This window comes from Rummeliibacillus sp. GQ308 (genome assembly GCF_059759115.1).
This window is the reverse complement of record NZ_JCAXDQ010000003.1, coordinates 203134-218411: the sequence shown is the minus strand read 5'-3', so window position 1 is coordinate 218411 and position 15278 is coordinate 203134. Positions and strand designations below refer to the sequence as shown.

Annotated in this window: 13 protein-coding genes; 11 read left to right on the top strand and 2 right to left on the bottom strand. The window is 41.1% G+C overall.

Features of this window, described 5'->3' with window-relative positions:
* Positions 1-151 precede the first annotated feature (151 nt).
* On the top strand, positions 152-343 hold the full coding sequence (locus tag AC6CHJ_RS13425) for an NETI motif-containing protein (protein WP_392996975.1): 192 nt from the start codon (positions 152-154) through the stop codon (positions 341-343).
* A 247-nt stretch (positions 344-590) separates the two neighbouring features.
* Positions 591-1886 (top strand): adenylosuccinate lyase, encoded by a 1296-nt coding sequence (purB, locus tag AC6CHJ_RS13420; RefSeq protein ID WP_147197648.1) that lies wholly within the window; start codon positions 591-593, stop codon positions 1884-1886.
* Positions 1887-1936: 50 nt separating this feature from the next.
* Here purB and AC6CHJ_RS13415 read toward each other — a convergent pair whose 3' ends face one another.
* The gene (locus AC6CHJ_RS13415; protein ID WP_498288965.1) at positions 1937-2662 is read right to left on the bottom strand and encodes a hypothetical protein; all 726 of its coding nucleotides are present in this window, start codon (positions 2660-2662) and stop codon (positions 1937-1939) included.
* A gap of 150 nt (positions 2663-2812) precedes the next feature.
* Here AC6CHJ_RS13415 and AC6CHJ_RS13410 point away from each other — a divergent pair, with 150 nt between their 5' ends.
* The 9 genes from AC6CHJ_RS13410 (at position 2813) to gatB (ending at position 14773) form a co-directional block, all read left to right on the top strand.
* Entirely contained in the window at positions 2813-4543 is a 1731-nt protein-coding gene (locus AC6CHJ_RS13410) for an adenine deaminase C-terminal domain-containing protein (protein WP_498288963.1), read from the top strand.
* A 158-nt stretch (positions 4544-4701) separates the two neighbouring features.
* On the top strand, positions 4702-5019 hold the full coding sequence (locus tag AC6CHJ_RS13405; RefSeq protein WP_147197654.1) for a YerC/YecD family TrpR-related protein: 318 nt from the start codon (positions 4702-4704) through the stop codon (positions 5017-5019).
* A 149-nt stretch (positions 5020-5168) separates the two neighbouring features.
* On the top strand, positions 5169-5861 hold the full coding sequence (gene pcrB, locus AC6CHJ_RS13400; RefSeq protein ID WP_147197655.1) for a heptaprenylglyceryl phosphate synthase: 693 nt from the start codon (positions 5169-5171) through the stop codon (positions 5859-5861).
* A gap of 31 nt (positions 5862-5892) precedes the next feature.
* Positions 5893-8130, top strand: a complete 2238-nt coding sequence (gene pcrA, locus AC6CHJ_RS13395) for a DNA helicase PcrA (protein ID WP_150285275.1) — start codon at positions 5893-5895, stop codon at positions 8128-8130.
* A gap of 18 nt (positions 8131-8148) precedes the next feature.
* Positions 8149-10155, top strand: coding sequence for an NAD-dependent DNA ligase LigA (gene ligA, locus AC6CHJ_RS13390; protein WP_498288961.1), 2007 nt, complete (start codon positions 8149-8151; stop codon positions 10153-10155).
* A gap of 17 nt (positions 10156-10172) precedes the next feature.
* Positions 10173-11318, top strand: coding sequence for a CamS family sex pheromone protein (locus AC6CHJ_RS13385; RefSeq protein WP_147197661.1), 1146 nt, complete (start codon positions 10173-10175; stop codon positions 11316-11318).
* 259 nt (positions 11319-11577) lie between these two features.
* Complete coding sequence (gene gatC, locus AC6CHJ_RS13380; protein WP_066790065.1) at positions 11578-11871, top strand: Asp-tRNA(Asn)/Glu-tRNA(Gln) amidotransferase subunit GatC; 294 nt, start codon at positions 11578-11580, stop codon at positions 11869-11871.
* Between the two features lie 12 nt (positions 11872-11883).
* Positions 11884-13344: an Asp-tRNA(Asn)/Glu-tRNA(Gln) amidotransferase subunit GatA gene (gatA, locus tag AC6CHJ_RS13375; RefSeq protein ID WP_147197663.1), complete on the top strand. Its 1461-nt coding sequence runs from the start codon at positions 11884-11886 to the stop codon at positions 13342-13344.
* A 1-nt stretch (position 13345) separates the two neighbouring features.
* The gene (gatB, locus tag AC6CHJ_RS13370) at positions 13346-14773 is read left to right on the top strand and encodes an Asp-tRNA(Asn)/Glu-tRNA(Gln) amidotransferase subunit GatB (RefSeq protein ID WP_498288959.1); all 1428 of its coding nucleotides are present in this window, start codon (positions 13346-13348) and stop codon (positions 14771-14773) included.
* A 46-nt stretch (positions 14774-14819) separates the two neighbouring features.
* Here gatB and AC6CHJ_RS13365 read toward each other — a convergent pair whose 3' ends face one another.
* Complete coding sequence (locus tag AC6CHJ_RS13365) at positions 14820-15275, bottom strand: ASCH domain-containing protein (RefSeq protein ID WP_147197666.1); 456 nt, start codon at positions 15273-15275, stop codon at positions 14820-14822.
* Positions 15276-15278: the final 3 nt, after the last annotated feature.

The window sequence follows — 15278 nt, the reverse complement described above, 5'->3', positions numbered from 1 at the left end:
TTTTTTGTTTCTCGGAAGTCTATTGTTTCTAGCAACGGACGTCAAACTTAGGTAAACTATAAAAGAGAGCAAATGGCAAATGGCCTTGTATAAAAAACAAAATGCATAGGCGGCGTATAAAGTGTTGCAAATCTTATAAGGAAGTGGCAATGTGGCAAAGAAACAAATTTGGTATGAAGTCGAAGAATCGGAAACAATAGAAGAGTGCTTGGAGAGAATGAAAAAGGATGGCTATATGCCGATCGGCAGAAAAGAGGAGCCTCTTTTTCAAATTATCAATGGAGAGCCTGTACCGATTCGCCAAATCATAAAATTTAAGGGAATGCCCTCTGATCAAGAATAGACTGACTGTTCAAAATCGAACTTTATTTTCTTTTAGTTAAAGTAACGTTCGGATATTGCGTTGACTTACTACTTTTGCATTGATAAAATGAAATTGAAAAAGTCTTCGTTAGGAAAGTAAAAATTGCGTCGGTTACAGCGTAAAAATCAATGATAATGAGGAGGGAACCGTAGAGTCAAATATGTGACATCTAAAAAGCCTAGAGTGAATAAGCTGTGGCTTTACGGATTTTGACAGCGGGAAAACGATGATCGAACGTTATACTCGTCCGGAAATGGGCGCCATTTGGACAGATGAAAATAAGTACAATAATTGGTTGGAAGTTGAGATATTAGCTGCAGAAGCATGGGCAGAGCTTGGTGATATTCCAAAGGAAGATGTAGCAAAGATTCGTGAGCATGCTTCATTTGATATCAATCGAATTTTAGAAATTGAAAAAGAAACTCGTCATGATGTTGTGGCTTTTACTCGAGCTGTATCTGAAACACTTGGCGATGAACGCAAATGGGTGCATTATGGCCTTACTTCAACAGACGTCGTAGATACTGCATTGTCTTACCAATTAAAACAGGCAAATGCGATATTACGTGAAGATATTAAACGTTTCATCGATATTTTGGCAGTAAAAGCAAAAGAACATAAATATACGGTCATGATGGGACGTACACATGGCGTACATGCAGAACCCACGACATTTGGTCTAAAGCTTGCTTTGTGGTATGAAGAGATGAAACGTAATATGGAACGCTTTGAAGCAGCCGCTAAAACGATTGAAACAGGGAAAATTTCTGGAGCAGTAGGAACTTACGCAAATATCGATCCGTTCGTGGAAGAGTATGTTTGCAGCAAATTAGGTCTTCAAGCAGCACCTATTTCCACTCAAACATTACAACGAGATCGCCATGCTGAATATATTGCAGCATTGGCATTGATTGCTACTTCTATTGATAAATTTGCTACAGAGATTCGTGGGTTGCAAAAATCTGAAATACGAGAAGTAGAAGAATTCTTTGCGAAGGGACAAAAAGGTTCTTCTGCTATGCCACATAAGAGAAATCCAATTGGATCAGAAAATATGGTCGGCCTAGCGAGAGTAATTCGTGGCCATATGGTGACTGCTTATGAAAATGTATCACTTTGGCATGAACGTGATATTTCTCATTCGTCTGCTGAACGCATCATTTTGCCTGATACAACTATTGGTTTAAATTATATGTTGAACCGCTTCGGCAACATCGTGAAAAACTTAACGGTTTTAGAAGACAATATGAAACGCAATATGGATAGCACATTTGGACTAATCTACTCACAGCGTGTGCTTCTTGCATTGATTGACAAAGGACTATCTCGTGAAGAGGCATATGATACTGTACAACCTTTAACAGCTCAAGCATGGGACGAACAAATTCAGTTCCGCGAGCTTGTGGAAGGGAATTCAGTCATTAGCTCACATCTTTCTGAAGAAGAGATTGCTGATTGCTTCGATTACCATTATCACTTAAAAAATGTAGATTTGATTTTTGATCGTCTTGGCTTAAACTAAAAAAAACTGCCCAGTTTTGGGCAGTTTTTTTGCATCATACTGTTTCTGTCTTACTGTTTTTGTGAAGATTGATTTGAATTAGAGGACTGGTTATTTTTATTTTGTTGGTTTTTTGATGATTGATTCGATGAGTTCGATGACTGGCTCATGTTTGATTGTTGAGAATTGTTCGATTGCTGGCTATTATTCGATTGTTGGTTATTGCTTGATTGTCCACTATTATTCGATTGTTGGCCGTTTGCTTGCTTGCCTGTACCGGATAATGAAGAGAAATCTTGCATTAGTTGCTCAATATCAGGAATGACAGAAGAGTTGGATGAAGCATTGGCATTTGAGCTAGAACTGCTTGATCCACCTGAACCTCCGTTATTGCTGTTTGACTTGGATTTGCCACCTAGGCCCATAGCAGCTGAAGCTATACTGGCAAGAGATGATCCTGATCCAGAATTGCTTGAGCCACCTGAATTACCTGAGTATCCAGAGTTACTTGAGCTTCCTGATGTGCCGAAGCCTCCAGAGTTTCCTGAGCTTCCGGAATTGCCTGATTGCAATTCACTAACCATGGTGGACAGATAGTTGCTTAAGAAAGATTTAGTTGGACAGAATTTCGCGACCCCTTCACCCATCTTCATCGCACCAATCATAATCATAGCCTTCGCGCGCATACAATCAGGTTTATGGGCTAGTCTACCGACACCTAATGCAGTCATAGTAGCACCGCATGCAAAACGCATATAAGCACTTTTTACACTGATATTTCCACCTGTTGTCGTCATCAATTTAACCTCCAGTTATCATTCAAATTTTATTTCTTTGCTTTCCAGAAGCGCTATGATACGATTATTTTACCATCCAAAATATTCAAATTACTTTTGGGCGTATCCCAACCATAACATAAGCACAAACTTAGAAAGGAGATGGATGTAATGCTTGAGCCGAATTGGAAAATTACTGAACTTAGAAAGCAAGTGGCAGTAATTGATGGTAAAACAGCACCCACGATTGTTATTACAAATGCACGTTATCTACATAGCATGTACAAAAAATGGGTGGAGGGGAATATATGGATTTTAGGCGACCGAATTGTATATGCCGGCCCTAAAATGCCTGTAAATATAGAAGGAACAGAAATTGTAGATGCAAGTGGCAAGACGATTGTACCCGGCTATATTGAACCGCATGTACATCCATTTCAACTTTATAATCCCCAAACTTTAGCGGATTATGCGGCACAATTAGGGACAACTACGTTAATTTCGGACAACTTAACATTCTTTTTGCATACCGCAAATGAGAAAGCGTTTTCAATGTTAGACCAATTAAAAAAATTGCCATTTTCATTTTATTGGTGGGCTCGCTTTGATTCGCAAACCGAGTTACAAGATGAACACAAGTTCTTTACGCCAACAGCTATCCATGATTGGTTAGAAAGAAGCGATGTTCTTATGGGCGGCGAGCTAACTGGATGGCCCAAGCTAGTAGCAGGCGATGACCAAATGCTGTATTCATTGCAAGAAGCTCATATGTACGGCAAAAAAATAGAGGCACATTTACCAGGATCCTCTTCTCGGACCCTTGCAAGATTAAAATTATTTGGCGCGGACGGCGATCATGAGGCCATGACAGTAGAAGAAGTGGAAAACAGGATTCTTCACGGCTATGGTGTCACTTTACGCCATTCATCTATACGCCCGGATTTACCCGACTTATTGAAAGGTATTTTAGAAAAGGATTTGAACCTCTTTGATCATTTGATGATGACAACTGATGGAGCGACACCATCATTCTATGAAAAGGGCATCATGGATCAATGCATTCAAGTAGCGCTCGATGCAGGAGTAGATCCAATTGATGCGTATCAAATGGCCTCTTATAACATTGCTAGATATTATAATATGTCTGATGTGCATGGATTCATTGCAACGGGCCGTTTCGCTACACTTAATATATTAGAGGATGAATACCATCCTGTTCCAGAAAGCGTGTTATCAAAAGGCGTATGGTTAAAACGCGATGGGCAAAAAGTAAGAACGTTAGAAGGTGTCGACTTTTCAGCATTGCCGCCATTAAATCTGTCATTTGATTTAACAGAGGAAGATTGCCAGTTCTCCATGCCGTTTGGGATTGAGATGCTGAATGATGTAATTACCAAACCATATAAAGTATCTGTTCACCCAAATCATGGACATTTAAGCGAAGAACATGATGAATGTTTCTTAATGCTCGTAGACCGAAAAGGGCAGTGGCGCGTGAATACACTCATCAAAGGGTTTGCGAATAAGCTCCAAGGCTTCGCATCTTCTTATTCTTCTACTGGTGACATTATTTTAATTGGGAAAGATATAAAAGAAATGCTGCATGCGTTTAATGTAATGAAAGAAATGAACGGTGGCATCGTCCTAGTAGAAAATGGCGAGGTTATTGAAAGCATCCCATTGCTGCTTTGCGGTGGATTATCTGTAGAACCGGTTGAGCATTTAATCCAGCAGCAAAACGCTTTGGCTAATGCATTGGCTGAACGAGGCTATGCGCATGGCGATGCGATTTATACTCTATTATTCTTGCAATCTACACACTTGCCATATGTTCGAATTACACAGCAGGGAATTTATGAAGTCATGAAGAAAAAGGTACTATTCCCATCCCTTATGAGGTAGTAGTGCACTAAAGCGTGAAATTGATATATATCCTATAATGGTGGTAAAATAGAGTAGAAGAAAGTTGTCTTCTTGCTGTACTTTGCCCTTTAGGGTGTATGCCTTCTAAAGCCTAGTCACAAAGGCTAGTACACAAGCAAGGGAGGGGGAAAACGGTTATGCAAATTGATAAAATTAAAGGCCATCAAACAGAACAATTATTTAAAGCCGTTTTATCATTGAAAAATATAGAAGAATGCTATGAGTTTTTCGATGATTTATGTACAATCAGCGAGATTCAATCATTGGCACAGCGTTTTGAGGTCGCTCACCTTTTACGGTTGAAAAAGACATACGAAACAATCAAAAAAGAAACAGGCGCCTCTACTGCTACCATTTCAAGAGTACGCCGCTGCTTCGATTATGGCAATGACACGTACGATGAAATGCTAGGGCGTCTTTACCCAGACGAATCGCCTTATCAAGCGCCTAAATAGGGACCACAAAGAAAAGACTGGACCAAGTGTTCAGTTTTTTCTTTTTATAAAGATGTTGATCAACAAAAGAATGCATTTGTAGATTTAGCATGTGAAATAGTTTGTGTATACTAGGTATGATAGAAAGTGAATAGGGGGCTTTTGAAAAAATGATGGATTGGCGGCATGTATTTAAGCTGGACCCAGCAAAGGAGATTTCAGATGACGCATTAGAAGCAATTTGCGAATCTGGTACCGATGCGATTATAGTAGGAGGTTCAGACGATGTAACGATAGATGGAGTGCTCGACCTGCTAGCGAGAATTCGGCGCTTTACTGTGCCAGTAGCATTAGAGATTTCAAATATAGATAGTATTTCGCCGGGATATGATTATTACTTCATTCCAACGGTGTTAAATAGCAGTGATACATTATGGGTGAAGGATCTTCATCATGAAGCGATTAAGGCATTTGGCGATGTGATGATGTGGGAGGAGCTTGTAGCAGAAGGCTATTGTATCTTAAACGCTGATTGCAAAGCTGCAAAATTATCCAAAGCTAAAACGGACTGTGAGCCAGATGATGTCATGGCTTATGCAAGAATGGCAGAGAACTTTTTCCGTTTGCCGGTCTTTTATATGGAATACAGCGGCACATACGGTGACCCTGAACTTGTAAAATCCATTGGAGAAGAACTTTCAACAACTAAGCTTTTTTATGGAGGCGGTATTGCTTCAGAGGAACAAGCGGCAGAAATGGCTTCTTACGCGGATACAGTTGTCGTAGGCAATGTAGTGTATGATAATTTGAAAACAGCACTGAAGACAGTAAAGGCTGTTAAAGAGACAGTGAAAAATGTATAATAAGAACAAATGTTTGTAAAGGAGAGTGCATATGGAACAGCTGACAAGAAATTTGCTGAGTGGCATGAATAAAGAACAAGAAGAAGCAGTTAAAACAACAGAAGGCCCTCTCCTCATCATGGCGGGAGCAGGTTCAGGAAAAACGAGAGTATTAACACATCGAATTGCTTATTTGGTCATCGAAAAGCAAGTCTATCCTTCCAAAATATTAGCGATCACCTTCACTAATAAAGCGGGTCGCGAAATGAAGGAGCGGATCAACAACTTGCTTGGCCAAGGTACAAGCGAACGGATGTGGGTATCTACGTTCCACTCGATGTGCGTGCGCATATTAAGACGAGATATCGACCGTATTGGCTATAGCAAGAGCTTTACCATCCTTGATACCTCTGACCAACTGACCGTAATTAAAAATGCTCTAAAAGAGCTAAACATCGATCCAAAACGATTCGATCCGCGTTCCATGCTGAATGCGATTAGCTCAGCCAAGAACGAGTGCATTGATGCTGCCTCATATAAAGCTCAAATCAATGAGTCTAACCCATATGAACGGACTGTAGCGCAAGTATATGAGAACTATCAAAAACGCTTGAGAAAGAATCAATCATGCGACTTTGATGATTTGATTATGCTTACAATCCGTCTTTTTGAAGAAGTACCTGAAGTCTTGGAATATTATCAAAATCGTTTCCAATACATTCATGTGGACGAGTACCAAGATACCAATAAATCTCAATACCTGTTAGTCAAAATGCTTGCAAAGAGATTTAAAAATCTTTGTGTTGTAGGTGACTCAGATCAATCAATTTATCGCTGGCGCGGTGCTGATATTCAGAACATCCTATCATTTGAGAAGGATTATCCGAATGCCAAGGTTATTATGCTTGAGCAAAATTATCGTTCTACATCGCGCATCTTACAGGCGGCTAATGACGTCATAGAAAATAATACGAGCCGTTATCCTAAGAAGCTACGTACGGAAAACGAAGATGGAGAAAAAATCTATCTGTACCGCTCCTATGACGAAAAGCAGGAAGCACAGTTCGTCGTTAAGACTATTCAAGAATTGATGGAGACAGAGAATCGTTCTGCAGATGATTTTGCTATTCTTTACCGTACAAATGCCCAATCGCGGGTAATGGAAGAAATGCTTGTCAAATCCAATATGAACTATACCATTGTCGGCGGTACAAAGTTCTATGATCGAAAAGAAATTAAAGACTTGCTGGCCTATTTGCGTCTCATCGCCAATAATGATGATGATTTATCGCTCGCACGTATTATCAATGAGCCAAAACGGAGCATTGGCGCTACATCATTTGAACGCATGGCTCAATTTGCTATTGATCAAGATCGTTCCATATTCGATGCATTGGCTGAAGCTGATTTTATGGGATTATCTGCACGTGCAACAAAGGCGGCAATCGAATTCCGTGAGATGATATTGAATCTGACAAAAATGCAGGAGTTTTTGCCGGTCACAGAATTAGTGGAAGAAATCTTAACTAAATCCGGCTACCGCGATATGTTGAAGAATGAGAAAACAATTGAAGCGGAAAGCCGTTTAGAAAACATTGATGAGTTTATATCTGTTACTAAAGCATTTGAGGATCAAAGTGAGGACAAATCTTTGGTTGCCTTCTTAACTGATCTAGCGTTAATCGCTGATATTGATACATTGGATAAAGAAGATGAAACGAAAGGCTCTATCGTTTTGATGACGATGCATTCGGCGAAAGGGCTAGAGTTCCCTGTCGTGTTCATTATCGGTATGGAAGAAAATATCTTTCCGCATTCCCGGTCATTGCAGGATGATGATGAGATGGAGGAAGAAAGAAGGCTCGCTTATGTGGGTATTACAAGGGCTGAACAGCGCCTTTATTTAACATGTGCTCAATGCCGGACAATCTTTGGCCGCAGCAGCTTCAATACGCCTTCACGCTTCTTGCAGGAAATTGGCTCTGAAATACTGGAAGAAATAGCTTTGCGCGATCAAACAAATGGGCATACTAGCTTTAATGCGCCAAGACGCCGTCCATCAGGCTATGCACAGCCACGTCAAACTGTGATTACACCTACCTATAAACAAACAGGTGGCGATCAGATTGGCTGGAAGGCTGGCGACAAAGCCTCTCATAAGAAATGGGGCGTAGGCACGGTAGTAGCAGTGCGCGGAGAAGGCGAAAATACTGAATTGGATATTGCTTTTGCTAGTCCAACCGGCATTAAACGGTTACTTGCAAAATTTGCGCCAATCGAAAAAGTTTAAAAGTGTGGAGGAAACAGAATGGACCGAGTTCAATTGGAAAACAGAGTGGCGGAGTTAAACAAACTTCTTCATGAATACGGGCACGCTTACTATGTATTGGATCAGCCCATCGTACCTGATGCTATCTACGATCAATTGCTGCATGAATTGATTGCTATCGAAGAAGAAAATCCTGACCTTATTTTTCCGGATTCACCAACAAGGCGAGTGGGCGGAGAAATACTGACAGGGTTTAACAAAGTGACGCATCAATATCCGATGTTGAGTTTAGGAAATGCGTTTAATGAAGAAGATCTAAACGATTTTGACCGCCGTGTACGCCAGGTGGTTGGAGATCAGGTCACATATGTATGTGAGCTGAAAATTGACGGTCTAGCGATTTCACTCCGTTATGAAGACGGGCTTTTTGTACAAGGTGCCACGCGCGGGAATGGGACAGTTGGCGAGGACATTACAGAAAACCTGAAAACTGTTCATTCCATTCCGCTGCGTTTAAAAGAACCTGTCAGTATTGAAGCACGTGGCGAATGCTATATGCCGAAGCGTTCATTTACTAATTTGAATAAGATGAGGGCTGAAAAAGGCGATGAGCTCTTTGCTAATCCGCGAAATGCTGCAGCTGGTTCGCTTCGTCAGCTTGATCCAAAGGTGGCAGCGAGCAGAAATTTATCGACATTCATATATGCGATGGGTGGCAACGGCGAAGCATATGGCCTTGAAAGCCATAGTGAAGCACTTGATTATATGGACCATTTGGGCTTTCAAACAAATCATGAGAGAAGAAAGTTCACTAATATGAAAGAAGTAATGGCGTATATCGAGGAATGGACAGAGCAACGCCCAACACTGCCGTATGAGATTGATGGCATTGTCATCAAAGTAGACAGCTACAACCAGCAAGAAGAACTAGGGAATACCGTCAAAGTTCCTCGCTGGTCTATCGCGTATAAATTCCCAGCTGAGGAAGTTGTCACAACTGTTTTAGACATTGACTTAACTGTGGGCCGGACAGGGGTTGTGACACCGACTGCTATCTTGCAGCCTGTCCAAGTAGCAGGGACAACTGTTGGACGTGCAACGCTTCATAATGAAGATATCATCCGTGAAAAAGATGTGCGCATCGGCGATCAGGTCATCATCCGAAAAGCGGGTGATATTATTCCTGAAGTGGTATCTGTACTGTTTGATCAACGAAAAGAGGATAGCGAACCTTTCGTTATGCCGACACATTGTCCGGTATGCGACAGTGAACTTGTTCGCATTGAAGGGGAAGTAGCCTTGCGCTGCGTCAATCCGCAATGCTTTGCCCAAATATCAGAAGGAATGGCACACTTCGTCTCACGCAATGCCATGAATATCGATGGATTGGGTGAAAAAGTTGTAGAACAATTGTTAAGGTCTGGGCTGGTTAAAGATGTATCTGATTTGTACCGCCTCACTGTTGATGAATTGGTACAGCTCGAGCGCATGGGTGAGAAATCTGCAACCAATCTAGTGAACGCGATTGCAGCCTCTAAGGGGAATTCATTAGAGCGCTTATTGTTCGGCTTAGGCATCCGACATGTCGGGGCCAAAGCAGCAAGGCTGTTGGCTGAAGAATTTGAAACGATGGATCGCCTAATCGGTGCGACAGAAACTGAATTAGTGAACGTCTTTGAAATTGGCGATAAAATGGCGGATTCAGTCGTGACGTATTTCGATAATGAAGACGTGTTGGCCTTGATATCGCGTTTAAAAGAAGCTGGCGTCAACATGAATTACCTTGGCAAGAAGGTGAACGCAGCGGAAATCGACAGTCCATTTTCAGGAAAAACAATTGTCCTGACCGGTAAATTAGAACAATTGACAAGAGACGATGCAAAAGTGAAAATAGAAGAGTTAGGCGGCAAAGTCACAGGCAGCGTCAGCAAAAAGACGGACCTGGTCATTGCCGGAACAGAGGCAGGCTCTAAACTCGCAAAAGCCGAAGATTTGGGCATTGAAGTGTGGGATGAGGACCGCCTGCTTGAAGAATTAAGAGAGTAAAGGAGTTTTCACAGGCAATGAACCGACTTCGCTTTATACCCGCAATGCTTGTTGCAGCAATGCTTGCGGGCTGTAGTTTGCCTTCTTTATCGAAAGATTCATCTGTTGTTCAAACCAACACAAAAGATAAAGAAGAAACAACTATCATTCCAAGTATGCAAATCGATGACCAATACTACCGTACACTTTTACCGTATAAAGAAAGCGCAAGTAGAGGTTTGATTGTTTCCAATATCAATACAAAGTACGACGTGAAGGAAGCAGAAAGCGGGCTTTTACGTTTATCGCAACAGGCATTTGATCCGGATAAGTACTTTTTCCAAGAAGGACAATACCTAGATAAGGATACGGTTACTTCGTGGCTGGCACGGGGTAACCAAGATCCTGAGGGGTTAAACCCGAAAGAAACAAAAAATATGACGCCGGATGAACGTGCCAAAAAAGCGCCTATCTATTTGGCCCATATTGTAGAGCAGAATTATCTGCAAAAAACAGGGAAAAACAAAGTAAAGCTTGCAGGCATTTCCATCGGCCTTGCGCTCAATTCAACCTACTATTATCAAAAAGAAGAATATGGCGCTACATATGACGAAGAAATCCCAGTGTCCATGATTGAATCTCAGGGCAAAAAGATGGCATCACAAGTAGTCAAACGACTGCGCCAAATCGACGGCTTGTCAGAAGTGCCGATTACAGTCGGTTTATTTAAACAACAAAGCAAATCAGCTATTACGCCAGGCACATACTTTGCCTATACAGATGTAGATAAAGGAAGCGCCTCAATTAAAAGCTGGAAAAAAGTAAATGAAAAATATGTATTATTCCCAACAAGCGATTCAACAAACAAGTATCGGGATATCAATGAAAACTTCAATTACTTTAAGCAGGATATTGATAAGTATTTCTCAAACTACACTAATATCGTAGGTACTGGTTTCTATCAAAATAACAAAATCAAAAAGCTAGAGATCCAGATTCCTATTAAGTTTTACGGGACTTCCGAAATCATTGGGTTTACTCAATATATGGCGGGAGAAGTCATGGACCAATTCCCTAAAGGTCTAGAAATTGAAGTGAACGTAACATCCGTTAATGGCCCAGAAGCGCTTGTCGTGAAAGAAGCCAATGCGGACGAACCGTATATTCATATTTACAATGATTAATAGATGCATTAGAAAGAAGAGCTTAAAGGTTTTATCCTTTAAGCTCTTTCTGTATGCTTGTTTGGTGGGTAAGCTACATTCTTCATGCGCTTAAAAAATCTGGCAGGTAGCTTTTACATTCTGTTTGCGATAGAACAAACTGAAAAACCTTTGCCAGCAAGCGTTCAGACAGTGCTTTAGCGAAGGGAAGTGTGTTGCACATTCCTTTGGTATAATGATATTATTATCGGTATGGTTATTGAATTCGGAGGTGTAAAAAATGGCGAAACTTTCAAAGGAAGAAGTAAAGCATGTCGCGAAACTTGCGAGACTTGCAATTACAGAAGAAGAGGCAGAAAAGTTCGCGGAGCAATTGGGCGCGATTACTGATTTTGCTGTGCAACTAAATGAACTCGATACAACAAATGTTCAACCAACAACGCATGTATTGCCGCTTGTTAACGTATTCCGTGAGGACGTAGCAGTTAAAGGTTTAGACCGCGATGTGATGATGAAAAACGTGAAAGAACAACAAGATGGACTAGTTAAGGTACCACCAATTATTAAAGATTAAGGAGGGAATCCCGTGTCTCTATTCAAAAAATCAGCGAAAGAATTGCAAGAGCTATTACATAGCAAAGAAATCACCATTGCTGACTTAACAAAAGAAGCTTATGACCGCATTGATGCATTAGACGGTGAAGTAGGCGCATTTTTAGCATTAAATAAAGAACAAGCACTAAAAGAAGCGGAAGAAATGGATAAAGTACCATTTGAAGAACGCGGACCGCTATTTGGTATGCCAATCGGCGTGAAAGACAATATTGTAACAGAAGGTTTGGAAACAACATGCGCTTCTAAAATTCTAGAAGGCTTTAATCCAATCTACAATGCAACCGTTGTCAATAAATTGAAAGAAGCAGGCATGGTGAACGTCGGCAAAATCAACATGGACGAATTTGCAATGGGTTCTGCCAACGAAAACTCATCGATCAAACCTGTGCATAATCCATGGAATTTTGAACATGTACCAGGTGGTTCTTCAGGTGGTTCAGCAGCAGCAGTTGCAGCAGGAGAAGTACCATTCTCATTGGGCTCTGATACAGGCGGCTCTATCCGCCAACCAGCGGCTTATTGCGGTGTAGTTGGTATGAAACCAACATACGGCCGTGTTTCTCGTTTTGGTCTTGTAGCATTCGCTTCATCTCTTGACCAAATTGGACCGATTACACGTAATGTACGCGACAATGCGCTACTACTAGAAGCTATTGCAGGAGTGGATGCGCATGACTCTACATCTGCTAATGTAGAAGTGCCTCACTATGTAGATCAATTAACTGGCGATATTAAAGGCCTTAAAATCGCAGTGCCAAAAGAATACCTCGGCGAAGGGGTAGGCGAAGCAGCACGCAAATCTGTACTAGAAGCAATTGAAAAATTAAAAGAACTAGGTGCAACTGTTGATGAAGTATCCCTTCCTCACTCAAAATATGCTCTAGCAGCTTACTATATTCTGTCTTCATCTGAAGCATCATCTAACCTTTCTCGCTTTGACGGTATTCGTTACGGCTTTAGAGCAGAAGCAGACAACTTGGATGATTTGTATACAAAAACTCGTGCAGAAGGCTTTGGCGATGAAGTAAAACGTCGTATCATGCTTGGCACATACTCACTATCAGCGGGTACATATGATGCGTATTACAAAAAAGCGCAACAAGTCCGCACATTAATCAAACAAGACTTCGATAAAGTATTTGAAGAGTACGATGTAATCGTTGGCCCAACTTCTCCAACAGCAGCATTCAAACTAGGAGAAAACTTGGATGATCCAATGACTGTCTATGCAAATGACATTTTGACAGTGCCAATTAACTTAGCGGGCGTACCAGCCATCTCAATTCCATGTGGATTTGATAATGGTCTTCCTCTTGGTCTTCAAATCATCGGTAAATACTTTGAAGAAGGTACTGTATACCGCGTGGCTGATGCTTTTGAAAAAGCAACAGATTACCACGAAAAAACACCTCAAACTTGGGAGGTAAAATAACATGAATTACGAAACAGTCATTGGTTTAGAAGTGCATGTGGAGTTAAAGACGAATTCAAAAATCTTCTCACCATCACCAAACCAATTTGGTTCAGAACCAAATACCAATACATCTGTGATCGACCTTGGGTATCCTGGCGTGCTTCCAGTTGTGAACAAAGAAGTAGTTAACTATGCTATGCGCGCATCATTGGCGTTAAACATGGATATCAACCAACACACTAAATTCGACCGCAAAAACTACTTCTATCCAGATAATCCGAAAGCGTACCAAATTTCACAATTTGATGTGCCAATCGGCGAAAATGGTTGGATTGAAATTGAAGTAGGCGGCGAGAAAAAACGTATCGGTATCACACGTCTTCACATGGAAGAAGATGCTGGTAAATTAACGCATGGCAAAAATGCTTCACTTGTAGATTACAACCGTCAAGGAACACCATTGGTTGAAATTGTATCTGAACCAGATATCCGCACACCGGAAGAAGCATATGCATATCTAGAAAAATTAAAAGCAATCATTCAATATACAGGCGTTTCAGACGTGCGTATGGAAGAAGGCTCATTGCGCTGTGACGCCAACATCTCTATCCGTCCTTATGGCCAAGATGAGTTTGGTGTTAAAACAGAATTGAAAAACTTAAACTCATTCAGCTTTGTGAAAAAAGGGCTTGAGTATGAGGAACAACGCCAAGCAGCTGTATTAAACGCAGGCGGTGAAATCAAACAAGAGACTCGCCGATTTGATGAGAAAACAGGTAAAACAATCCTTATGCGTGTTAAAGAAGGAACAGACGATTACCGTTACTTCCCAGAACCTGATTTAGTGGATATCGTCATTGATGATGAATGGCTAGAACGTGAAAAAGCTGCTATCCCTGAATTGCCGGATGCACGTAAAGAGCGCTATGTTTCTGAATACGGCGTCCCTGCGTATGATGCGCATGTATTGACGCTATCAAAAGAGACAGCTGATTTCTTTGAAGCAACTGTTGCAACAGGCGCGGATGCAAAACTTTCATCTAACTGGTTAATGGGTGAAGTATCAGCATACTTAAATGCAGAGCAAAAAGAGCTTTCTGATACAGCTCTTACACCAGAAGGACTTGGCGGCATGATCAAACTGATCACAGCTGGCACGATCTCTTCAAAAATCGCAAAAAAAGTATTCAAAGAGCTGGTTGAAAACGGTGGCGAAGCAGAGAAAATCGTCAAAGAAAAAGGACTTGTCCAAATTTCAGACGAAGGCGCATTGCTTAAACTGGTCACTGAGGTGCTTGATCAAAACGCACAATCTATTGAAGACTTCAAAAACGGTAAAGACCGTGCAATTGGCTTCTTAGTAGGTCAAATCATGAAAGCTTCACGTGGACAAGCTAACCCTCAAATGGTGAATAAAATGCTACTTGAAGAAATTCAAAAACGCTAATTCTAATAAAAAACGCTTAGAGATGAGATGATCTCCAAGCGTTTTTTTATTTGCTTTTTTCATCCACTAATTCAAAACGTTCACATACGAGCAGCATATCTTCTGAAAACTCTAGGCCAACTTTACTTAACGCTTCTGTAAAGAATTCTACATGAACCTCTTTCCAATAACGATATGTCCGGTCTCCTTCACCTTCAGCAATAGCAAATTCTTCTGGCACTTCATTCATCGGCATAATCTTAACATCCACTGTTTTGATAATAGCCAAGGGCTCGTCTTTGCTATTTAAAATAATGCTGTAGTCATTAACAGCAGGAAGTGGCTCTTGTTCTATTTCATACAAAATATGACCAGAACAAGTAGCTGTCTTCACTCCATCGATGACCAATTGCGCCAAATAATCTGGGTCTCCGCCGAATTGCCAGGCACTGACCTTAGATGGCTTTTCTTTCTTTTGCTTATCCCAATACATATTCCAATATAGCTGTGATGCTTCATTCATACT